Source organism: Agromyces seonyuensis, from assembly GCF_009789225.1.
Classification (GTDB): Bacteria; Actinomycetota; Actinomycetes; order Actinomycetales; family Microbacteriaceae; genus Agromyces; species Agromyces seonyuensis.
The window spans coordinates 18,887-39,441 of the sequence record NZ_WSTA01000028.1 but is presented as its reverse complement, the minus strand read 5'-3'; the positions used below and the strand labels follow the sequence as shown (position 1 = coordinate 39,441).

The 20,555-nt window shown below is 70.6% G+C and carries 23 protein-coding genes; 11 read left to right on the top strand and 12 right to left on the bottom strand.

What is annotated here, in order from left to right:
* Nucleotides 1-100 precede the first annotated feature (100 nt).
* From GB864_RS08205 to GB864_RS08185, 5 genes are all read right to left on the bottom strand, one after another.
* Nucleotides 101-763 (bottom strand): response regulator transcription factor, encoded by a 663-nt coding sequence (locus GB864_RS08205; RefSeq protein WP_236778985.1) that lies wholly within the window; start codon nt 761-763, stop codon nt 101-103.
* Nucleotides 764-771: 8 nt separating this feature from the next.
* Nucleotides 772-1,947 (bottom strand): sensor histidine kinase, encoded by a 1,176-nt coding sequence (locus GB864_RS08200; protein ID WP_160423923.1) that lies wholly within the window; start codon nt 1,945-1,947, stop codon nt 772-774.
* 171 nt (nt 1,948-2,118) lie between these two features.
* Nucleotides 2,119-2,583, bottom strand: a complete 465-nt coding sequence (locus GB864_RS08195; protein WP_160423921.1) for a hypothetical protein — start codon at nt 2,581-2,583, stop codon at nt 2,119-2,121.
* A gap of 176 nt (nt 2,584-2,759) precedes the next feature.
* Nucleotides 2,760-3,803 carry a zinc-binding alcohol dehydrogenase family protein gene (locus tag GB864_RS08190; protein ID WP_236778984.1) on the bottom strand — a complete coding sequence of 348 codons (1,044 nt, stop codon included), beginning with the start codon at nt 3,801-3,803 and terminating at the stop codon, nt 2,760-2,762.
* Between the two features lie 126 nt (nt 3,804-3,929).
* Complete coding sequence (locus GB864_RS08185; RefSeq protein WP_336603925.1) at nt 3,930-4,406, bottom strand: MarR family winged helix-turn-helix transcriptional regulator; 477 nt, start codon at nt 4,404-4,406, stop codon at nt 3,930-3,932.
* Nucleotides 4,407-4,556: 150 nt separating this feature from the next.
* Here GB864_RS08185 and GB864_RS08180 point away from each other — a divergent pair, with 150 nt between their 5' ends.
* The 4 genes from GB864_RS08180 (at nt 4,557) to rpmJ (ending at nt 7,701) form a co-directional block, all read left to right on the top strand.
* Nucleotides 4,557-5,675, top strand: a complete 1,119-nt coding sequence (locus tag GB864_RS08180) for an LLM class flavin-dependent oxidoreductase (protein WP_160423919.1) — start codon at nt 4,557-4,559, stop codon at nt 5,673-5,675.
* Between the two features lie 42 nt (nt 5,676-5,717).
* Entirely contained in the window at nt 5,718-6,803 is a 1,086-nt protein-coding gene (locus GB864_RS08175; RefSeq protein ID WP_160423918.1) for an LLM class flavin-dependent oxidoreductase, read from the top strand.
* Entirely contained in the window at nt 6,800-7,471 is a 672-nt protein-coding gene (locus GB864_RS08170) for an NADPH-dependent F420 reductase (RefSeq protein WP_160423916.1), read from the top strand. The genes GB864_RS08175 and GB864_RS08170 overlap by 4 nt, the downstream gene beginning before the upstream one ends.
* A 107-nt stretch (nt 7,472-7,578) precedes the next feature.
* Nucleotides 7,579-7,701, top strand: coding sequence for a 50S ribosomal protein L36 (rpmJ, locus tag GB864_RS08165; RefSeq protein WP_160423914.1), 123 nt, complete (start codon nt 7,579-7,581; stop codon nt 7,699-7,701).
* Between the two features lie 76 nt (nt 7,702-7,777).
* Here rpmJ and GB864_RS08160 read toward each other — a convergent pair whose 3' ends face one another.
* Complete coding sequence (locus GB864_RS08160) at nt 7,778-8,377, bottom strand: TetR family transcriptional regulator C-terminal domain-containing protein (protein ID WP_160423912.1); 600 nt, start codon at nt 8,375-8,377, stop codon at nt 7,778-7,780.
* Between the two features lie 5 nt (nt 8,378-8,382).
* Entirely contained in the window at nt 8,383-8,934 is a 552-nt protein-coding gene (locus tag GB864_RS08155) for a hypothetical protein (protein WP_160423910.1), read from the bottom strand.
* 239 nt (nt 8,935-9,173) lie between these two features.
* Between GB864_RS08155 and GB864_RS08150 the strand changes: the two genes are divergently transcribed.
* On the top strand, nt 9,174-9,383 hold the full coding sequence (locus tag GB864_RS08150; RefSeq protein ID WP_160423908.1) for a hypothetical protein: 210 nt from the start codon (nt 9,174-9,176) through the stop codon (nt 9,381-9,383).
* 120 nt (nt 9,384-9,503) lie between these two features.
* On the opposite strand, the gene GB864_RS08145 is transcribed toward GB864_RS08150, so the two are convergent.
* Nucleotides 9,504-9,833, bottom strand: a complete 330-nt coding sequence (locus GB864_RS08145; RefSeq protein WP_160423906.1) for a GNAT family N-acetyltransferase — start codon at nt 9,831-9,833, stop codon at nt 9,504-9,506.
* Nucleotides 9,834-10,079: 246 nt separating this feature from the next.
* Here GB864_RS08145 and GB864_RS08140 point away from each other — a divergent pair, with 246 nt between their 5' ends.
* Complete coding sequence (locus tag GB864_RS08140) at nt 10,080-10,736, top strand: ThuA domain-containing protein (protein WP_160423904.1); 657 nt, start codon at nt 10,080-10,082, stop codon at nt 10,734-10,736.
* Nucleotides 10,737-10,760: 24 nt separating this feature from the next.
* On the opposite strand, the gene GB864_RS08135 is transcribed toward GB864_RS08140, so the two are convergent.
* Complete coding sequence (locus GB864_RS08135) at nt 10,761-11,810, bottom strand: magnesium and cobalt transport protein CorA (protein WP_336603924.1); 1,050 nt, start codon at nt 11,808-11,810, stop codon at nt 10,761-10,763.
* A 215-nt stretch (nt 11,811-12,025) separates the two neighbouring features.
* Between GB864_RS08135 and GB864_RS08130 the strand changes: the two genes are divergently transcribed.
* From GB864_RS08130 to GB864_RS08120, 3 genes are all read left to right on the top strand, one after another.
* Entirely contained in the window at nt 12,026-12,496 is a 471-nt protein-coding gene (locus tag GB864_RS08130) for a heme-binding protein (protein ID WP_160423899.1), read from the top strand.
* 73 nt (nt 12,497-12,569) lie between these two features.
* Nucleotides 12,570-13,118, top strand: a complete 549-nt coding sequence (locus tag GB864_RS08125; protein WP_160423897.1) for a hypothetical protein — start codon at nt 12,570-12,572, stop codon at nt 13,116-13,118.
* Nucleotides 13,119-13,143: 25 nt separating this feature from the next.
* A complete protein-coding gene (locus GB864_RS08120) occupies nt 13,144-14,196 on the top strand; it encodes a 2,3-butanediol dehydrogenase (RefSeq protein WP_160423895.1) in 1,053 nt (350 codons plus the stop codon).
* Between the two features lie 69 nt (nt 14,197-14,265).
* Here the strand turns inward: GB864_RS08120 and GB864_RS08115 are convergent, their stop codons facing one another.
* The gene (locus GB864_RS08115; RefSeq protein WP_336603923.1) at nt 14,266-15,549 is read right to left on the bottom strand and encodes a TetR/AcrR family transcriptional regulator; all 1,284 of its coding nucleotides are present in this window, start codon (nt 15,547-15,549) and stop codon (nt 14,266-14,268) included.
* 175 nt (nt 15,550-15,724) lie between these two features.
* Between GB864_RS08115 and GB864_RS08110 the strand changes: the two genes are divergently transcribed.
* On the top strand, nt 15,725-17,029 hold the full coding sequence (locus GB864_RS08110) for an MFS transporter (RefSeq protein ID WP_160423892.1): 1,305 nt from the start codon (nt 15,725-15,727) through the stop codon (nt 17,027-17,029).
* 92 nt (nt 17,030-17,121) lie between these two features.
* Nucleotides 17,122-18,906: a glycoside hydrolase family 3 protein gene (locus GB864_RS08105; protein WP_160423890.1), complete on the top strand. Its 1,785-nt coding sequence runs from the start codon at nt 17,122-17,124 to the stop codon at nt 18,904-18,906.
* Between the two features lie 91 nt (nt 18,907-18,997).
* On the opposite strand, the gene GB864_RS08100 is transcribed toward GB864_RS08105, so the two are convergent.
* Nucleotides 18,998-19,825, bottom strand: a complete 828-nt coding sequence (locus GB864_RS08100) for a tryptophan-rich sensory protein (protein WP_202107070.1) — start codon at nt 19,823-19,825, stop codon at nt 18,998-19,000.
* Nucleotides 19,826-20,164: 339 nt separating this feature from the next.
* Nucleotides 20,165-20,542 (bottom strand): ArsR/SmtB family transcription factor, encoded by a 378-nt coding sequence (locus GB864_RS08095; protein ID WP_236778983.1) that lies wholly within the window; start codon nt 20,540-20,542, stop codon nt 20,165-20,167.
* Between the last annotated feature and the right edge of the window lie 13 nt (nt 20,543-20,555).

The window sequence follows — 20,555 nt, the reverse complement described above, 5'->3', positions numbered from 1 at the left end:
GTCGAAGCGGTTCCTTGAACAGCTCCACTTCACAACCGGAGGTCTTCGCCTTTCAGCAGATCAAGGCCGTGTTCCGAAACAACGTCCCTGGACATCACACCTAGCTCGCCGTCTCGGGGGAGAGGTAGCCAGCGCGAACCGCGAAGACGACGAGCTGCGCGCGGTCGCGCGCGCCGACTTTCGCCATCGCGCGGTTGGCGTGCGTCTTGACGGTATAGGGGGAGACGAACAGCTGGGCGGCAATCTGCGCGTTGTCGAGCCCGGTCACGATCGCACGCACCACATCTCGCTCGCGGGCTGTCAGCGCCTCGAACCGATCGACCATCCCCGCATCCACCACCGGAGCGCGCTCTTCAGCGACGTTGTCGATCAGAACAGCGGCGGCGGCTGCCGAGAGGGCGCCACCGCCTTCGGCGACCTCGCGGATTCCCGTGGCCAGCTCGGCCGGCCCGACGCCCTTGCTCAGGAACCCGTTGGCACCCGCGCGCAGGGCCGCCAGCACGTTGTGATCCTCTTCGAAGGTCGTGAGCACGAGTATTCGGATCGCGTCCGGCGAGTGCCGTGCACGAATCCGCCGAGTGGTTTCAACCCCGTCAATGCCTGGCATTCGGAGATCCATGAGCACGACGTCGACGGCAGCGGGGTCGAGCCGCTGGATCGCTTCGATCCCGTCGGCGGCTTCCGCTACGACTTCGAGGTCGTCGGTGGCGTCGAGGATCGTTCGGAGGCCCGTGCGGATCATCTCCTGGTCGTCGACGAGCATGATCCTGATCATGCGGAGCCCCTTTCTGTCGTTCCCAGTTCTACGACCACGCGGAACCGGTCGCCGACCCGATCGGTCGCGAGCTTCCCGCCGGTCGCTTCGGCACGCTCGCGCATGCCGATGAGACCGTAGCCCGTGCCTCGACTCGAGGTGGCGGACGAGGCGGTGTTCTCGACCGTGATGATGATTCGTCCTCCAGCCGCTTCGACGCGCAGTTCAGCTGCGCCGTCACCGTGTCGTTGTGCATTCGTCAGTGCTTCCTGCACGATGCGGAACGCCGCCGCATCGACGCCGGGCTCGAGCGCGGCCGGGATCGGGTCGATCGCGGCAGCGACATCGAGTCCGATCACTGCGAACGAGGCGACGAGGTCTTGGATGCGGTCGTACCCGGGAGGCAGCGACTCGGTTTGCTCTCCATCGCCACGGCGCAGCACCCGCAGAATCGACTGCGTCTCCGCCAGTACCCGTTGGACGCCGCTCCGTGCCGCCCCGATCGCCGATCGGCTCGCGTCCGCCCCGGCAGGCAAACTCACCTCGGCTGCACCCAATTGCATGCTGACGACGGCGATCTCATGTCCGACGACGTCATGGAGGTCCCTGGCAATTCGGAGTCGCTCCTCGGCGATACGCCGGTGCACCTCGACGTCTCGCGCGGCGAGCGCGTCATTCGTACGACCGCGCAGCTCAGCCCAATAGTGGAGCTGCGCCCGCAGCCCTCCGCCGGCGGCGCCGGCAGCGAACACTGCGATACCGGCGACGGCTGCTGCAAGGTCCTCAGGATGCCACCCGCTGAACATGAGCTCGGAGAAGTATGCTGCGCCGCCGATGAGGGCGCCGGTGACCAGTCCGGGAAGGGCGCGGAAGGCGAGGCTGAATACTGCGAATACTGCGATGTTCCACAAGTAGATCGGATCGACTCCGAACATGGCGGCGACGATCGGGGCTACGCCGATGAGAGTCGCCCCTGCAGCCGGTGACCGGTATGCGAGTGCGAACCCGGCGCCAGACAGCAGGATCGTCGAAACCGAGCCGAGACCGCCCTCGCCTTCAAAGAACGGAACCGACAGGCCGACGGCGACCACGAGCCACACGAGTACTTGTGCGATGAGATCGAACAGTCCAGCACGTCGAAGCCAGAACGGCGTCATCCGATCATCGCGCCGTGACGCGGTGCCACTCGTCATGCTTGATCGACCTCCTGTGCCCATTCAGTATGCGGGCCGGACCGGCGATCGGCGTCCCCGGAACGAATGCCCGAGTGAATCGGCCCGGTACTCGTTCCGCCGCCGAAGCATGCCGCAGATGGATGACGTGCTGTCGCCGGTCATTGATGCGTTCGATGTCAGGGCCGGCCCTCAGCTCGGCTCTTCGCCCGTCTGTGGTGGCGTCGGAAGCTCGATTCCGCGATCGGCGGCGAGCGCCTGCAGCTTCTCGGCGGCATCCGTCTCGACGCACACGCAGGCGCGAAGTCCGTCCGACTCGTCGCGCAACAGGTAGTAGCTGCTGGAATCGGTCAGCAGCTGCCCCTCGTCATCCAGGAAGAGCCAGCGCACCCCGACCAACACGAGGTGGTCCGACAGCTCCTTCTCGTCTCGGAGCTCGTACTCGACGGCGGCGAGCCCGAGTTGCCGGTAGAGCGGGTACGACTGCCGCAATCCCTCAGCCATCTCCTCGCGCGAGCCCAGCACGCCCGAGAATCGATCGTCGGCGATCAGGCCCGGCGTGGACCACAACTCCGCCGCCGCCTCCGCATCCTGTTTCGTCAGCGTCGCCGCGTAGCGAACAAGAAAGGCACGGACCTCATCGCTGCGCACACCCATGAAACGAGCGTACGAAGCGAGAAACTCGATGCAACCCCCGGCGTCACGAGTGCGCAGTCCCGGCCCGCGTCGTGCCACGGGCAGGGTGAAGCGCACGGGTCAGGTGACGCACCTTCTCCGGGCACGGGTCGTTGCGCTGGGGGTCGCGAAGGCCGACGTCGATGCGAGTACCCGGGTCAGTCGTCTGAGACGACGACTTTGCCGATGGCGCGGCCGGATTCGACGATGCGGTGCGCGGCGAGGAGTTGATCCGGATCGATCGGGGACAGGCGCTGCGTGGCGGTCGAGCGGATGCGTCCTTCGTCGACCAGTTCGGCGACGCGGCTGAGGATGCGGTGCTGCTCGATCAGGTCCGCGGCGTTGTGCAGCGATCGGGCGAACATGAACTCCCAGTGCCACGACAGCGCTTTGCTCTTGAGCGAGACGACGTCGAGATGGTGCGGGTCGTCGATGGCGACGATCTGCCCGAAGGGCTTGGTGATCTCGACGTATGCGGCGACCGCTCCGGGCCGGGCGGACGCGGCGGTGAAGATCCAGTCGACGCCCTCGGGCGCGACGGCGAGTACGTTGGCTGCCAGGTCGTCGTGGTGGTCGACGACGTCGTCGGCGCCGAGCGAGGTCACCCATTCGGCCGTCTCCGTGCGGGATGCCGTGCCGATCACGCGGACGCCCGGCGCCAGGGCTTTGGCGAGTTGGATCATGATCGAGCCCACTCCGCCCGCCGCTCCGACGATCAACAGGGTGCCCTCGCTGGTACCGGTCAGTCGGAGCTTGTCGAAGAGCGCTTCGTACGCTGTGAGCGTCGTCAGCGGGAGCGCCGCTGCATCCGCCCATCCCAGGGACGCGGGCTTCCGGCCGACGATCCGCTCGTCGACCGCCTGGTACCGGGCGTTCGACCCGGGGCGATCCAGGGCTCCGGCGTAGTAGACGTGGTCGCCGACCTCGAACAGGGTCACCTCGTCGCCCGCGGCGACGACGACTCCTGCGCCGTCGTAGCCCAGTACGCGGAAGCCGCGGGGATCCGCGTGCGCCCGCTGTTTCACGTCGACGGGGTTCACGCTCACGGCGTGCACCTCGACGAGGAGGTCGTGGGGGCCGACGACCGGCATCGCGATCTCGCGCCGCACCAGTGCGTCGGCCTCGTCCGCCGGATGGTTCCGGTCGTAGCCGATCGCCGGCATTCGCGTCGGCAGTTCGTGTGCTTCGATTCGTGTCGTCATGTTCAGATGCTCCCTCCATGGCCGTGGTTACCCGCACGGGCTCCCGGTTCCCAATTGGTACCGCGTCGACCATCGCGTCGCGCCGCCCGGACCGGTACGGACGCGTCGCAAGCGCCGGGCACCGCCTCAGCGCCGGGCGGCCGAGCCCAGGTGACGGCGCAGTGCGGCAGCGGTGGACGCGATGTCGTCGAGCTGCTCGGGTTCGAACGCGTCGAGGAAGAGCTCGCGGACCGCGCGGAGATGTGGGACCGAGGCACGCCGGAAGGCCATCGAGCCTTCCGAGGTGAGGACGACCTCTGCGCCGCGGCTGTCGTCCGCGCACGGCTCGCGGCGGATCAGCCCGCGCTGCTCCATCCGGCCGAGGTGGTGCGAGACGCGGCTGCGTTGCCAGTCCATCCGCGCGGCCAGTTCCGATGAACGCAGTCGACGCCCCTCCGCCTCGCTGAGCGTGAGCATCACCTCGTAGTCGGCCGAGGAGACCCCCGACTCGGACTGCAATCGCGCTTCGAGCCGGGCGCGCAAGTCCGACGCCGTTTCGATGTACTCCCGCCACACCGCGAGTTCGGCTGCGGTGGGGAGTTCGCGACGATCGGCCTGCACCACGGGGACCTCCTGATTGATGTGTCAACACTATCGGCGATCGCCGAGCGCGGGCCGCGGTCGTCCCGTGGTGCGGGAATGTAATTGACACATCAATCGTTGAATCGATCGTGGGCGGAAGGCCTACGCGGATCACCTGGAGGAGCGGACATCATGGTCACCCCACTCGACCCGGCCGGGTTCGAACTCGGCCTGAACTCGTTCGGCGAGGTCGCGACCGACGCCGGCCGGATCCTCTCCGACGCCGAGACCGTCCGGTTGATCGTCGACGAGGCCCAACTGGCGGAAGCCGTCGGCCTGGACGTCTTCAGCGTCGGTGAGCACTACCGGGCGGGCATGGTCGACTCCGCGACACCGGTGCTGCTGGCGGCGGCCGCGCAGGCGACGTCGAGGATCGGACTCGGCACCTCCGTCACCGTGCTCTCCACGCAGGACCCCGTGCGGCTCTACCAGGAGTTCGCGACGGTGGATGCCATCTCGAACGGCCGCACCCGACTGGTGCTGGGTCGGGCGTCGGCGATCGAGTCGTTCCCGCTGTTCGGGTACGACATCGCCGACTACGAGGACATCTTCGAAGAGAAGCTCGACCTCTTCGCGCGGCTCATGCGTGAAGATCGGGTCACCTGGTCGGGCGAGTACCGTCCCGCGTTGGACGACATCGAACTGCACCCGCGGATGCCCGAGGGCGGCATCCCCGCCTGGATCGGCATCGGCGGCAGCCCGAACTCGGTGCTGCGCGCGGCGAAGCACGGGTTCCCGCTGATGATGGCGATCATCGGCGGCCGCCCCGAGCGATTCGCCGGGCACGCCGAGCTGTACCTGCGCGCCCTCGAACAGTTCGGCCACCCCGAACTGCCGATCGGCCAGCACTCGCTCGGCCTGATCGCCGAGACCGACGAAGCGGCGAAGCGCGAGCACTGGACGTACTGGGAACCGGTCGTCCGGCAGTTGAGCCAGGAGCGCGGCTTCTACGCCCCGACCACGGAGCGCTATGCGGCCGAAGTCGAGACCGGCGCGCTCTTCGTCGGCTCGCCCGAAACCGTCGCACGCAAAATCGCCGGCGTCGCCCGAGCGAACCACCTCAGCCGATTCGACCTGAAGTACGACGTGATGCACCTGCCGCGCGAGGTCCGCGAGCGCTCCATCCGCCTCTTCGGCGAGCAGGTCGCCCCGCGCGTCCGGGAGCTGCTCGCCGAAGCACCCGACGACTGGGCGCTCGACGGCCGGCCGCCGGCGCAGATCGTCGCGGGCGGCGCAGCCGTCCACGCCTGAACCACGCCACGAACCGATATCCCGCAAGGAGCGAACACCACCATGAGCGATCAGAGCTTCGACCAACTCGAGTTCGGCATCGACAGCTTCGGCGACCTGCCGCGCGACCGTCAGGGCAGCCTGCTCGGCCACGCGGCGGCGATCCGTGCCACCGTCGAGGAGGCCGTCCTGGCCGACCAGGTCGGCATCGACGTCATCGCCCTCGGCGAGCACCACCGACCCGAGTACGCGATCTCCAGCCCCGAGACCGTGCTGGCCGGACTGGCGACGGTCACGAACCGCATCCGTCTCGCGTCCGGCGTCACGGTGCTCTCCTCAGACGATCCGGTGCGGGTGTTCCAGCGCTTCGCCACGGTCGACGCCCTCTCGAACGGGCGCGCCGAGGTCATCCTCGGTCGCGGATCGTTCACCGAGTCGTTCCCGCTGTTCGGCTACGACCTGGCCGACTACGAGATCCTCTTCGACGAGAAGATCGAACTCTTCCATCGACTCCTCGACGAGCAGCCCGTCACGTGGGAGGGCACCACCCGCGCGCCCCTGCACGAGGCGGACGTGTTCCCCAAGACCGATTCCGGGCGCCTGAAGACGTGGGTCGGCGTCGGCGGTTCGCCCCAGTCCGTGATCCGGACCGCACAGTACGGATTCCGGCTCATGCTCGCCATCATCGGCGGTGCGCCGGACCGCTTCGCCCCCTATCTCGACCTCTACCGACGCGCCAGCGAGCAGTTCGGCACCACGGCGCACCCGGTCGGCATGCACTCGCCCGGCTTCATCGCCGCCACCGACGCCGAAGCGCGCGAGTCGTTCTACCCCGGCTACCGGGAGATGCGCGACCGCATCGGCAAGCTGCGCGGCTGGCCGCCCCTTCGCCGGGAGGAGTTCGAGCACGACGTCGAGTCCGGCTCCCTCTACGTCGGCTCGCCGGAGACCGTGGCTCGCAAGATGACCGCCGCCATCCGCGCCCTCGGCGTCGGTCGCTTCGACCTCATCTACTCGTCCGCCGGTGCGGTCGCCGCCTCCGCACGGCTGCGTTCCATCGAGCTCTACGGCACCGAGGTCATCCCGCTCGTGCGCGAGATGCTCGCCGAGCAGGCCGCCCCGGTGGCCGGAGCGGCGTTCCGGCGATGAACGCGCCCACTCGCACCATCGGCATCCTCGGGGCCGGCAAGGTCGGCACCGTTCTCGCGCGACTCGCCGTCGACGCCGGCTACCGCGTGCTCATCGCCGGTTCCGGCGACCCGCGGAAGATCGCGCTCACCATCGAGGTCCTCGTTCCGGGCGCGAGGGCCGTCACGGCGGCCGAGGCCTCGGCGCAGGCGGACGTCGTCATCCTGGCACTGCCCCTCAGCAAGCACCGCAACCTGCCCATCGAGCAGCTGCGGGGCAAACTGGTCATCGACACGATGAACCACTGGTGGGAGATCGACGGGCCCCGCGAACGCACACTCGCCCAGGGCACCACCTCGAGCGAATCCGTGCAGGCCTTCCTCGCCGATTCCCGGGTGGTCAAGGCGTTCAACCACATGGGCTACCACGATCTCGAGGAGGAAACCCGTCCCGTCGGCGCTTCTGGGCGGAAGGCGATCGCCGTGGCCGGCGACCGGGACGCCGACGTGCGCGCCGTCGCCGCGCTCGTCGACGACCTCGGCTTCGACCCCCTGCCGATCGGGTCCCTCCGGAACGGGCGTGCGCTCGAACCCGGCGGCCCCGCATTCGGCGCCGACGTCGACCGCGCCACCCTCGAGCGGCTCCTCCGTTCGGAGTTCGCGTTGCTGACCGACGACGGCGCCGAATAGCCGCCGTCGGCGGTGCGTTCCAGCCGGTGCTCGTCGATACCGAGCGGGAATGCGCGAACGCCCGTTTTCGTTGTGGGTGAAGTCGTTGTGAGCGGAAGGGGAATCCGATGAAGGTGCGTGCATCGATCGCGTCGTTGGCCAAGAAGCAGGGCGCGCAAGTGGTTCGGCGTCGCGGAAAGGTCTACGTGATCAACCCGTCGAACCCGCGTGACAAGGCCCGCCAGGGCTGAGCCCAGGAGTTCGCAGCGGTCGTCCGGAGCATTTCGGGCGGCCGCTTCGCGTTGCCGGCGTTCGTGCCGCCGAGGATCAACGCCGCCGCTCCGTCGGCCGCTGCAGCTCGTCGAGGTGCGCGTCGAGGACGATCGAGACGTTCCGGGGATCGAGCCCGGTCGGGTTCCAGAGTCCTTGGATCGCGAGGCCGTCGACCAGCGCGTGCAGGCGTGCCGCCTCGTCGTCGGCGTTGCGCGACTCCGCGAACCGACCGGCGTCCCGGAGCGTCTCGATCGCGAATCGGCAGGCTCGCGCGACGGCGGCGTGGAGCTCCGCAGCGGCGGGTTGGAGCCGTTCGTCGGTCAGGGCGAGCAGTGCGAGCTGCGTCTGCGCGAGGACCTCGAGGCGTCGCGTCGCGTCGAGCGGAAGGAGCTCCCGGAGGAGGTCGGCGGCCAGCGTCGCACCGGTGGAGCGAAGCGCTCGGACCCGCGCGGTCGCGCGCTCGCGGATGACGGTGAGGCAGTAGGCGCGGAGCTGGTTCTGGCTCGGGAACGCGCGACGGAGGGAGGCGGGCGCCAGTCCGGCCTGTGCTGCCACCTTCCGCACGGAGAGGCCGGCGAGTCCGTCGCGTTCGAGGACGGTCAAGGCGGCGTCGGCCACGAGCGCATTCCGCTCGACGGGGTCGATGCGGGCCACCGCGGTCAGCTCGCCGGCGTGGGCTGCTCGGCCGACGCCTTCTTCGGCCAGATCGTGTAGCTGAGCGCCCACACGAAGTCGATCCCGAACACCACCGCCAGGATGCGGAAGAACGGCAGCAGCGCATCGGTGCGGGAGGAGTCGCCGACCAGGAGGATCAGTCCGCCGAGGATTCCGGCAGCGATGGCCGCCGCCGCACCCGTGCGGAGGACGTCGCCCCAGCACTTCGCGGTGTACGCCCTTCCGTTCAGTCGCGCGGGTGCCGGCCCGTTCGCGAACCGGTGGGCGAAGCGAGCGTCGGCCCACGCCACCATCCGTTTCCCGTAGGCGATCGAGATGCCGATGTACAGCGCCGCGAGCCCGTGCTGCCATGAGGCGGTGCCGCCGCCGAGGAGGTCGACGGCGACCAGCACGAGGAGGACCCCGTCGATGACCGGAGCCAGCACGAGCAGCGCCGCACCGGTCCGCGGGGCACGGAAGAGGTACCGCGCGGCCAACCCGGCGACGATGGCGACCCAGAAGGCGATCTCGCACACCGCGATCGCGAGCAGGATCATGCGGGCTCCGAACTACTGAGTACAGGTGTACTCAATCATCGCGCGCCGAACCGCTGAACCGCAACGCGGCGGATGCCTCGCCCGACGGGACTTCGCCAGGGGGTGACCAGGGTGCGCACGGGTGCGGCCACGCGCCCGGCACTGGCGCTCGGAGACGCCGAGCGGCGAAGGATGGTCGTCGAACCGCCGGACGCGTTCCGGGCGGTCGCGTCTCGTTTCGTCGTCGGACAGGAGTGGAGATGGAAACCGTCGTTGTGCTCTCGATCGCCGGCATCGCCGTCGCGGTGTCCGGCGTGGTCGCCGCAGTGGTGATGCGCCGCCGCCGCCGAGCGGAGCCGGAAGTCCGGGACGACACCGTCCGCGTCGGACGGTCGGCAGACCGGGATCCCCGCGATGCTGCCCGGGAGGCCGCCGACAAGCACTCCTGGATGATCCCTGGCGGCTTCTGAGCGTTCAGGTCAGGCGTCCCCGCCGACGAACGAGCCTCCGCGCTCGCCGCGGCAGCACCTCGCGCAGCATCCGCCGGCCGTCGCCGAACGCCGCGCGAGCGGCCTTCGACCGGACCGACCTCAACCGGGTGCGAGCAGATCGGCGTACTGGCCGTTCTCGGCGATGAACGCCGCGACGACCGGGCAGCGGACCGTGACCCGCAGACCCCGGTCGCGGACGTCGTCGAGCGCATCGGCGATGAGGCCGCCGGCGATGCCGCGCCCGCGGAAGTCCGGCACGACGACCGTCGAGAGCAGGATGATCCGCCCCTCCGCGACGTCGTACTGCAAGGTCGCGATCCGTCGGCCCTCGACCGTCGCCGCGTAGACGCGCGCATCGTCGTCGCGCGTCACGCCGAGCTCGAGATCCGAGTCCTCCGAGGGGAGGTCGAGCGTCCCGTGTGCATCCATCGTGTGTCCTCCTCGTGCGCCTTCCGTGCGGTGCGACAGGGGGTCGGCGGCGGGTGGGACCAGCCGTGGTCTGCTTGGCGCTGCCCGTGGGCCGCCTGAAACCCAGTGCTCCCGCTCTTCTCTCACGACTCGGCCGAACCTGTCTGCAGCTTCGACCGGACGCAGCCCCGGAATGTGACGGAAGACGTCCCGATCGGATCGGTAGCCTCAGGGCGAGGCGACTCGCCAACCCACGGAGGTCCGTTCATGCGCGCGCTCATCCTCGTCGGCTCGGGTCGCTACGCCGATCCGTGGCATCCGCTCGCCCGCACGGGAGACCGGCTGGGCGAGGTCATCGCCGACGCCGGGTTCGAGGTGCGGGTTCGTGACGACGTCGACGACGCGCTCGCGGAGCTCGACGGCCTCGACCTGCTCGTCGTGAACGCGGCGGACCCGTGGCGGAACGGCGAGGCAGCCGTCGGCGCGCCCGAGCGCTCGATCGCGGGCCTGGACGCTGCACTCGAACGCGGCATGGGCGTGCTCGGCGTGCACGCGGCGATCTCGAGCCTGCGCGACTATCCGAGGTGGGCGGAGACGATCGGCGGCGTCTGGTTGCCCGAGCTCTCGATGCACCCGCCGATCGGGCAGGCGCACGTGCGGATCGTCGCCGATCATCCGGTCACGGACGACGTCGCCGACTTCGAGGTGTTCGACGAGCTTTACAGCCGGCTCCAGCGCATCGGCGACGCGAGCGTGCTCGCGGAGCACGAGCACGACGGGCGGCGGCATCCGTTGCTCTGGGCGCGCGAGATCGGCGGGTGCCGCGTCGTCTACGACGCGCTCGGGCACGACGAGCGCTCCTACGACGCGCCCGAGCACCGCCGCCTCGTGCGGAACGCGGCGCGCTGGGCCGTCCGGGACTGAGCGTCGTCCGTCCCGCGGCGATCGCTACATCCACTTCGAACGTTTGAAGATCCAGTAGAGGACGCCTGCGAAGGCCAGCATCAACCCGATCGCCATCGGGTACCCGAAGGACCAGTGCAGCTCGGGCATCTCGTCGAAGTTCATCCCGTACACGGCGGCGATCAGGGTCGGCGCGAAGAGGATCGCCGCCCAGCCGGAGATCTTCTTCATGTCCTCGTTCTGGCGCTGGGCGACGAGCGTCGAGTTGACGGCCAGGATCTGGGTCAGCGCGTCGCGCAGCTCGGCGGAGCGCCGGCCCGCCCGCTCGAGATGGTCGGCGACGTCCTGGAGGTAGGCGCGCAGCGCGTCGGGGACGTCGTACTTCCCGAGGCCGTTCCGGAGGGACTCGACCAGGTCGCCGAGCGAGGCCGTGGTCTGCTGCATGTCGACGGCCTCGCGACTCAGGAGGTAGATGCGCGTCGCCGCGGCGGGGTCGCCGCTGAAGACCTGCCGTTCGATCTGCTCGCGATCGATCCCGAGCCCGCGCAGGACCGGGGGATAGGTGTCGACGATGGCGTCCAGCAACCGGTAGAGCACCGCCTCGGGGCCGAGCCGGAGGAGCTCCCGGTCTGCCAGCAGCGTGCGTTCGCGCCGGTCGGGCGTCGCCGTGCGCTCCTCGAACTCGGAGCCCGGCGTGCCGTCGAGCCACCGCCGGTCCTGGCAGAGCACCGCGATCGAGCGGTCGCGCACGAGCACGTGGAACTCGGAGAACTCGACCTCCTCGGCCTCGTCGAGGTAGCGCGCGGCGCGCAGCACGACGAAGAGCACGTCGCCGTACCGCTCGAGCTTCGGCCGCTGACCGGCGTGGAGCAGGTCCTCGACGAGCAGCGGGTGGAGGTCCCACGCGGTCGCGAGTTCCGCGATGCTCTCCGGATCGGGGGTCGGGAAGACGGTCAGCGCCAGGTGGTCGCTTCCCTCGTCGGCGAACTCCTGCGCGCGAGCGACCGAGACGATCTCCGGCGCGGGGGCGGCGATCCCGTCGACGACGAATCGCGTGAAGTACGGCGTCGGCGCCGTCGCGATCGATCCCGGCACGCCCTTCCGACGCGGGGAGGCGGGCTCTCGCGAGGATGCCGGATCCTTCGATTCGCGGTGCATGCGCGCGTCCCCCTTCGTCGGACGTCGTGGCCGGGCCGCCGACGGCACCGGCGGTGCTCGTCCTGCCACGGCAACCCTAGGAGGTCGGCTCCGAAGGCGGCGCATCGAACCCGCCGGATGGGGGAGAGTGAGACCGACGAGAGGATCCGCACATGGATGTGAACACCGAGATCGCCCGACTCGAGGACGAGGCGCGCGGGCTGGAACTGCCCGCCTTCACCCACGAGGATGCCTGGCGCCTCGGCTCCCGCATCCGAGAGCTCGCGCTCGAGGCCGGCCTCGGCGTCGCGATCGACATCCGGCGAGCGAGCGGGGCGATCCTCTTCCGCACGGCGCTGCCCGGCGCGACGGCCGACCAGGAGAAGTGGGTCCGGGGCAAGAGCGCGGTGGTGTTCCGCTTCGAGGCCGCGTCGGCCCTCGTCGCCGCACGGATGCTCGCGATGGGCTTCCCGGAGGGATCCAACGCCTGGCTCGACCCGGCGGAGTACGCCCTGGCGGGCGGCGGCGTGCCCATCGTGGTCGCGGGCGCGGGCATCGTCGCGGCCGCGACGGTCTCCGGGGCGACTTCGGAGCAGGACCACCGGCTCGTCGTCGACGGGATCCGCGCCCTGCAGTCCTCCTGAGGTCCGTCCGGCGCGGCGACCTGGTCGGCCGCGGACGGGAGATATCGGACATTAGTCCGATAGGCTCGTCGACGTGGATGCGAGAACGGCCCGGACCCGGGCGCGCCTGCGAGCGTCGGTGCTCGCCCTGGCCGACCGGACCCCGCTCGCCGAGCTGACCGTCGCCGAAGTGTGCGCCGACGCCGACGTCGTGCGCGACACCTTCTACCGGCACGCCTCCGACGTTCAAGCGCTCCTCGCCGACGCGCTCGGCGCCGAGATCGATGCGCACATCGCCGAACTCGGCAGCCGGGCCGGTATGGAGGCCGCGGAACGAGCCCTGCTCGAGCACGTCGCCGAACGCGCCCGCGTGTACCGGGGGGCGATGCGACCGACGCTGGCGCCCGCCGTGCGTGCGACGCTCGAGGACGAGATCCGTCGGGGACTGCGCGAGTGGATCCGGCTCCACCCCGAGATCGACGCACCCGGCGCCGTGGACGACTTCGATCGCGAGATCGCCGTCGCCTACGCGGCCGGCGGCACCGTCGCCGCGATCGAGCTCTGGCTCCGCGTCGACGGCGAAGACGTGGCGAGTGCGACGAGGGCGATCCTCGCTGCCACGCCCGAATGGTGGCTGCGCTGATGCGGCCGAACGGAAGGAGAGCAGGATGAAGGCAGCGGTATTCCACGGAGCGGAGGACCTGCGAATCGAGGAGGCGCCGGAACCGACGCCGGGTCCGGGGATGGTGAAGCTCCGGAACGCCTACGCGGGGATCTGCGGATCCGACCTGCACGTGTACTACGCCCCGGAAGCCGCCGGACTCGATCTCGAGCACCCGCATCCGCTGACCGGTTCGACGCTCCCGCAGATCCTCGGCCACGAGTTCGCCGGCACGGTCGTCGAGCTCGGCGACGGCGTCGAGGGCGTCTCGGTCGGCGACCGCGCGGCCGTGCTCCCCGTCTACTCGTGCGGCGAGTGCCCCGCGTGTCGCAACGGCATGACGAACGCGTGCCAGAAGATCGGCTTCCACGGGCTCAGCTCCAACGGCGGCGGCATGGCCGAGTTCACGACCGTGCCGGCGAGCATGCTGCACCTGCTGCCCGAGGGCGTCGACCTCCGCCTCGGTGCGCTCGTCGAACCGATGTCGGTCGCCTGGCACGCCGTGACGCGGTCCGGCGTCGAGGCGGGCGGGACCGCCCTCATCGCGGGCGCCGGCCCGATCGGCATCGGCGTCTGGTTCGCGCTCAAGGCCCGCGGCATCGAGGACGTCCTGGTCTCCGAGCCGAGCGCGGAGCGTCGTGCGACGATCGCGGCGCTCGGCGCGCGGGTGGTCGACCCGGTCGCCGGCGACCTCGCCGGTGCGGTGGCGGACCTCACCGGTGGTCGAGGGGTCGACGTCGCCTTCGACGCGGCCGGTGCCGGGCCCGCCATCACGTCCGGCCTCGCCGCCCTCGTGCCGGGCGGCCGGCTCGTCGTCGTCGCGATCCACGAGCGGCCGATGGAGTTCCTCGCGACGCAGCTCGTCATGGCGGAGACCGAGATCGTCGGTGCACTGGCCTATCTGCCCGCCGACTTCGACGGCGTCATCGACGCGATGTCGCGCGGCGTCTACGACACGACCGGCTGGGTCGACGAGGTCGGGCTCGACGGTGTGGTCGGGGCGATCGAGAAGCTCCGCGGCGGTGCGGGCGCGAAGATCCTGGTGCGCGCAGGCGAGTGACCGATTCGGGGCGGATGCCGGTTGCGCCGAGCATCCGCCCCCACGGTTCGGACGCCGCGCGCCGCGCGATCAGCGCTCGGGCAGTACGTCCGCGAGGTGGGCCGCGAGGTGCGCGCCGATGTCGACGCCGTCGTGGTCGTAGAGCCACTGGTACTGCAGGCCGTCCCACAGGGCGACGAGCCAGATCGCCTCGGACTCCGGGTCGCGGTGCGAGGGCAGGTCGCCGTCGGCTTGCGCGGCGCGGAACAGCGCGGTGAACGAGGCGAGGGCCGTGCCGAAGCGCCGCACGAAGTAGTCGTGGGCCGTGTGCTCCGACGGCACCGCTTCGCACGAGAGCACCGCGTAGAGCTCGACGAGGCCGGGTTCGTGCTCCGAACTGTGCGCGGCACCGGCGGGCAGGGCTCGCAGGTCGTCGACGGCCCGCCCGGTGACGGGGTTCGTGATCATGGCGTCGACGCGGCGGTCGCGTTCGAGGAGGACCTCGCCGAGCAGCGCCTCCTTGGTGGGGAAGTGGTGCAGCAGCGCCGACTTCGACACGCCGACCCGTTCGGCGAGGTCGCGCAGGCTGGTGTCGCCGTAGCCTTCCTGGGCGAAGAGCGCGCTGGCGTCGGCGAGGATGCGCGCGCGGCGCTCCCGTCCGGTGCGGTAGCCGGCGGCGACCCCGGCTTCCGCCGGCACCAGCGGTTCGACGCCCGGCATCGCCGAGGCCGCTGCGCGCGGCTCGGGATCCTCGAGCGGGATCCAGCCGACCGGCAGGGCGAGGTCGTCCTGGCGCGCCGCGAGCGCCGACGGGATCGAGATCCGATCGGGCAGGTACTGCGAGAGCACCTGGAGGCCGTCCCAGGCCGCCGAGAGGCGCACCGCCTCGCCGACCGGATCCCGATCGGCCGACACGAGGTCGTGGTCGACCGCCTCGGCGAGGCCGTCGGCGGCGAACGAGACGATGCGTCGGTAGCGCTCGCGCATGTGGGCGTGGGCGGGGTGCGACGGGTTCGAGGCCTCGCCGGCGAGCGCGGCGAAGAGCGGCAGGTAGCCCGGGGTGCGGTCGTTGCGCTCGGCGAGCACCTCGAAGAGGAGGGCGCCCCCCTCGGCCTGCTCCACCTCGAGCGCGAGCGCGGCCTCGTTGCGGTCTTCGAACACGTCGACGACCGCCATCAGCAGTTCGTCCTTGGTGCGGAAGTGCTTGAGCAGCCCGGGATGCGAGAGGTCCGCGGCCGCGGCGATGTCGCGGAGCGAGGTCGCACGGTAGCCCTGGGCGATGAAGGTCTCGGCGGCGGCCCGCACGATGCGCTCGCGGGTCTGCGCGGTGCGGTCGGCGCGCGAGCCGGTTCGCGGCGTCGGCGCGTCATCCACCGTCGGCGTCGTTCCGCCCGCCGCAGCAGTCCTCATCGCCGTGCACCCCTCACCCTGACATTCTCGCATGGCTACCACCCAGTCGGCATTCAGTTACCAAGTGGTCGGATTGTATGTATCATCGTGACGTTCGCCTTCGGGTCGAACCCCCGACACCGTCGTGAAAGGAACGTCCGTGACAGAGTTGTCCGCCGCCGCAATCGCCGCCCAGGTCGGCACCACGAGCTTCAAAGCCCCCGGCACCACGCCCGCCAAGACGCCGCGCGGGTTCACCCCGACGCTCGCCGGTGTCAACTTCGGCGTGTACCTCGCCCTCCTCACGCCCGTCATGGTGTCGATGGCCTTCAAGGTTCAGCACATCTCGGCGTCCCCGGAGGAGGCCACGGGCAGCCTCGGCCTGATCCTCGGCGTCGGCGCCCTCTTCGCGCTCATCGCCAACCCGCTCGCCGGCCGGCTCTCCGACCGCACCACGTCCCGATTCGGCATGCGCCGGCCGTGGGTGCTCGGCGGTGCCCTCATCGGGCTCGCCGGCTTCGCTCTGATCGGCGTCGCGACCTCGGTCTGGGTCGTCCTGCTCGCCTGGTGCCTCGTGCAGGCGGCGATGAACGCGATGCTCGCCGCGGCGAACGCGACCCTGCCCGATCAGGTGCCCACGAAGGACCGTGGCAAGGTCTCCGGCATCGTCGGCATCACCACGCCCCTCGCGATCCTCGCCGGCACGACGCTCGTGAACTTCCTCTCGGCGGACTTCGCGCGCTTCTTCGTGCCCGGCGCCATCGCGGCCGTGCTCGCCGTGCTGTTCGTGCTCGTCGTCAAGGACCGTCGCCTCGAGGAGAAGCCGGCTCATCGCCTCACGATCGGCCAGTTCTTCGGCTCGTTCGTCTTCAACCCCGTCAAGCACCCCGACATGGGCTGGGTGTGGATCACGAAGTTCTTCATCATGTTCGGCTACGCCGGCATCGCGACGTTCCTGCCGTTCTTCCTCACCGAGAAGTTCGCGCTCGACGAGCAGGGTGCGATCGGCGTCATCCTCGCCGCCAACATCGCCGCGACCGTCACCATGATGATCTCGAGCCCCCTCGGCGGCTTCCTCTCCGACAAGCTCAAGAAGCGCCGCCTCTTCGTCACGCTCGCCGGCCTCGTCATGGTCGTCGGCCTCGTGCTGCTCGCCGTGGCGCCGAGCATCCCCATGGTGATCGTCGCCCAGGCGATCATCGGCTTCGGCGCCGGCTCGTTCTTCTCGGTTGACCTGGCCCTCGCCACCGAGGTCCTGCCGAACCCGGAGGACACTGCGAAGGACCTCGGCGTGCTCAACATGGCCAACGCCCTCCCGCAGTCGATCGCCCCCGCGATCGCGCCGTCGATCATCGCGCTCGGCGCCGCGACCCCGCTCGGCGGCTACACCGTCTGGTACCTCTTCGGCGCGCTCGTCGCCTTCGCCGGCGCCGTGCTCGTCTACCGCATCAAGGGCGTCAAGTAGGCCCTCGGCGTCCGCCGGCCCGCACCGGTCCGGCGGACGCCGCATCCCGTACCGCGCATTGCACGCTGCGCCCGAGACGAATCGAGAACCCCATGACCGACGCCACCCTCACCGCAGCCGACCGCCCCGGGGCGCCCGACGAGCGCCTCTGGCTCGACGCGAGCCTGCCCGTCGAGACGCGGGTCGAGCTGCTGCTCGCCGAGATGACCCTCGAGGAGAAGGCCGGGCTGTTCTTCCACACCATGATCGGCATCGGCGACCTCGAGTCGGGCAACCCGGCGTTCGGGCTGCCGTCGGCCGTCGACTTCGTCGAGCAGCGGCACCTGACCCACTTCAACCTGCTCGGCGCGGCGCCCACGGGGCGCGACATCGCCGAATGGCACAACGCGCTGCAGCGCCTCGCGGCATCCACCCGGCTCGGTATCCCGGTGACGCTCTCGACCGACCCGCGGCACTCGTTCAGCGACAACCCCGGCGCGGCGATCATGGCGGGCCCCTTCTCGCAGTGGCCCGAGACGATGGGCCTCGCGGCGATCCGCGACGAGGCGCTCGTCGAGCGCTTCGGCGACATCGCGCGCCAGGAGTACACCGCCGTCGGCCTGCGCGTCGCCCTGCACCCCCAGATCGACCTCGCGACCGAGCCCCGCTGGGCGCGCGGCACGGCGACCTTCGGCGAGGACGCCGAACTGACCGGCCGGCTCGGCGCCGCCTACATCCGCGGCTTCCAGGGCGAGTCGTTCGGGCCCGGGTCCGTCTCGACGATGACGAAGCACTTCCCGGGCGGCGGCCCGCAGTTCGACGGCGAGGACCCGCACTTCCCCTACGGGCGCGAGCAGGTCTACCCGGGCGGGCAGTTCGAGCTGCACCTGCAGCCGTTCGCGGAGGCCTTCGCGGCCGGCACGCGCCAGATCATGCCGTACTACGGGATGCCCGTCGGCACCGAGTACGAGGAGGTCGGCTTCGGCTTCAACAAGTCGATCATCACCGGGCTCCTGCGCGAGCGCTTCGGTTTCGACGGCCTCGTCTGCACCGACTGGGGGCTCATCACCGACGCCGAGATCTTCGGCGACCACCACGCCGCCCGCGCGTGGGGCGTCGAGCACCTGACGGAGGCCGAGCGCATGGCGAAGGTGCTCGACGCCGGCGCCGACCAGTTCGGCGGCGAGGCCTGCCCCGACCTGCTCGTGCGGCTCGTCGAGGACGGCGAGATCACCGAAGCCCGTCTGGATGTCTCGGCGCGGCGCATCCTCCGCGAGAAGTTCGAGCTCGGGCTGTTCGAGGCCCCCTACGTGGACGAGGACGCCGCGGACGAGATCGTCGGCCGCGCCGACTTCCGCGCCGCGGGCGACGCCGCGCAGCGCGCCTCGATCACCGTGCTCACCAACGCCGGGGTGCTGCCGCTCGCCGCGGGCGCGAAGCTCTACGTCGAGGGCATCGCCCCCGAGATCGCCGCCGCCTACGGCGAACTCGTCGAGACCCCCGCCGAGGCGGACGTCGCGGTGCTGCGCCTGCACGCGCCGTTCGAGCAGCGCGCAACGGCATTCGAGAACTTCTTCCACGCGGGATCGCTCGACTTCCCCGAGGAGACGCTCGCGCACGTGCGCGACGTCGCGGCCACCGTGCCGGCCGTCGTCGACGTGCTGCTCGACCGCCCGGCGATCCTCGAGCCGATCACCGAGGTCGCGGCCGCCGTCACGGCGAACTGGGGCGCGAGCGGCGCGGCCCTCCTCGACGTGCTCACCGGTGCGGCGACCCCGCAGGGACGCCTCCCGTTCGACGTGCCGCGCTCGATGGCCGCGGTCGAGGCCTCCCGCCCCGACGTGCCCTTCGACACGGCGGACCCGCTGTTCCGATTCGGGCACGGCCTGACGATCTGACGCACGGGCTGCCGGCCCGAGGCATCCGAGACGGCGGGCGGATCCGAAGGGATCCGCCCGCCGTCTCTCGTCGTTCAGCGAGCGGGCGGCGTCACGCGGCCCGCGACCCTCGATCGTGCCGGATGCGGGCGATCGCGGTCACGACGAGTACGGCGGCGGCGGCGATCAGCGCGGCGATCCCGGTCGTCGTCGAGGCCGGCTCGTCGGTCAGGCGGGCGACGCCGACCCAGACGAGCCCCCAGCTCAACGACAGCGCCGGGGCGATGCGGCCGCCGCCCCAGACCGCGAGGGCGATGCCGACCGCGGCCGCGACCGCCAGCACGAGCACCGCCCAGACCTCCGGGTCGAGTCCGAACCCGTCGAAGCCCGCGGCGACCAGGACGGCGGCCGTGTTCGCCGCCGTCGCGACGACGACCCAGCCCAGGTAGAGGCCGATCGAGCCGTCGGCGAGCACCGCTTCGATGCGGTGCTTCGGGGCCGAGCGGCGGAGGATGACGAAGAGACGGCAGAGCACGACGAGCAGCACGACGATGATCGGCAGGCTCAGGGCGAGCAGGTCGAGCTGCACGCTCGCGATCCAGACCGCGTTCAGTACGAGCGACGCGACGACCCACCAGCCGAGCCGACGCTGCCGCTCGTCGTCGCGCTGCGCCGGCAGCGACTGCCAGATCGCGTACCCGAGCATGCCGACGTAGATGGCGCTCCAGATGCGGAACGCACCGCTGCCCGGTGCGATGAGCGTCGAGTCGGCGCCGAGGTACCCGCCGGCGGCATCCTGGATCGGCGTGCCGACCACGACGCCGGAGCCGATGAACGCGGCGACGATCGCGAGCACGGAACTCACAAGCACGATCACCTGGCGGGCGAGATCGCGTCCGGCTGCGGATGAGGTGCGCGGAGCGGTGGAAGCGGCGGTCATGGTCTCGTCCCTTCGTCGACGGCGGTGTCCGTGGACTCAACGTCGCACGTCGCGGCGCGCACCGCAGCCGGGTTGACAAGCGATCGTTCGTGCGTCCAGTGCCGCCCGGCATGGGCGGACGACGCCGCGCGGCGGCGCCGTCCGCCCGATCGGTTGCCGACGCCCATCGGGATGCCGCGAGCTGCCGCGAGCTCGCCGAAGGCTTCCACCTTCCGGCCGACGCGGTGGCCTGGTTTCGGGACGCTTCTGTGCCGGATGCGCACCGTCGCGGAGACGCGACGGTTTCGTCGCCACGCGCATCGACAAGCTCGGCATGCCTGAGACATTCCGCAGTCGCCCTCACACCGCGGTGAAGAGCGCAGCGAGCCGATCCAGGGCGCCGGGCACGAGCGCGTAGTAGGCCCAGGTGCCGCGCTTGGAGCGGCTGAGAAACCCGGCTTCGGTGAGGATCTTGAGGTGGTGGGAGACGGTCGGCTGGCTGAGGCCGACCGGCTCGATCAGGTCGCAGACGCACGCCTCATGACCCTCGGACGAGGCGACGATCGAGAGCAGCCGGAGCCGGGCGGGGTCGGCGAGGGCCTTCATCGTGTGCGCGAGCGCGGCCGCTTCCTCGACCGGCAGCGGTTCGCGCACGAGCGGCGCGCAGCACGTCGAGGCGCTGATGTCGGTGATCTCGAGCATCGTCATGCATCGACAGTAGTCGATATTGACATCCATCGATAGATCCTGG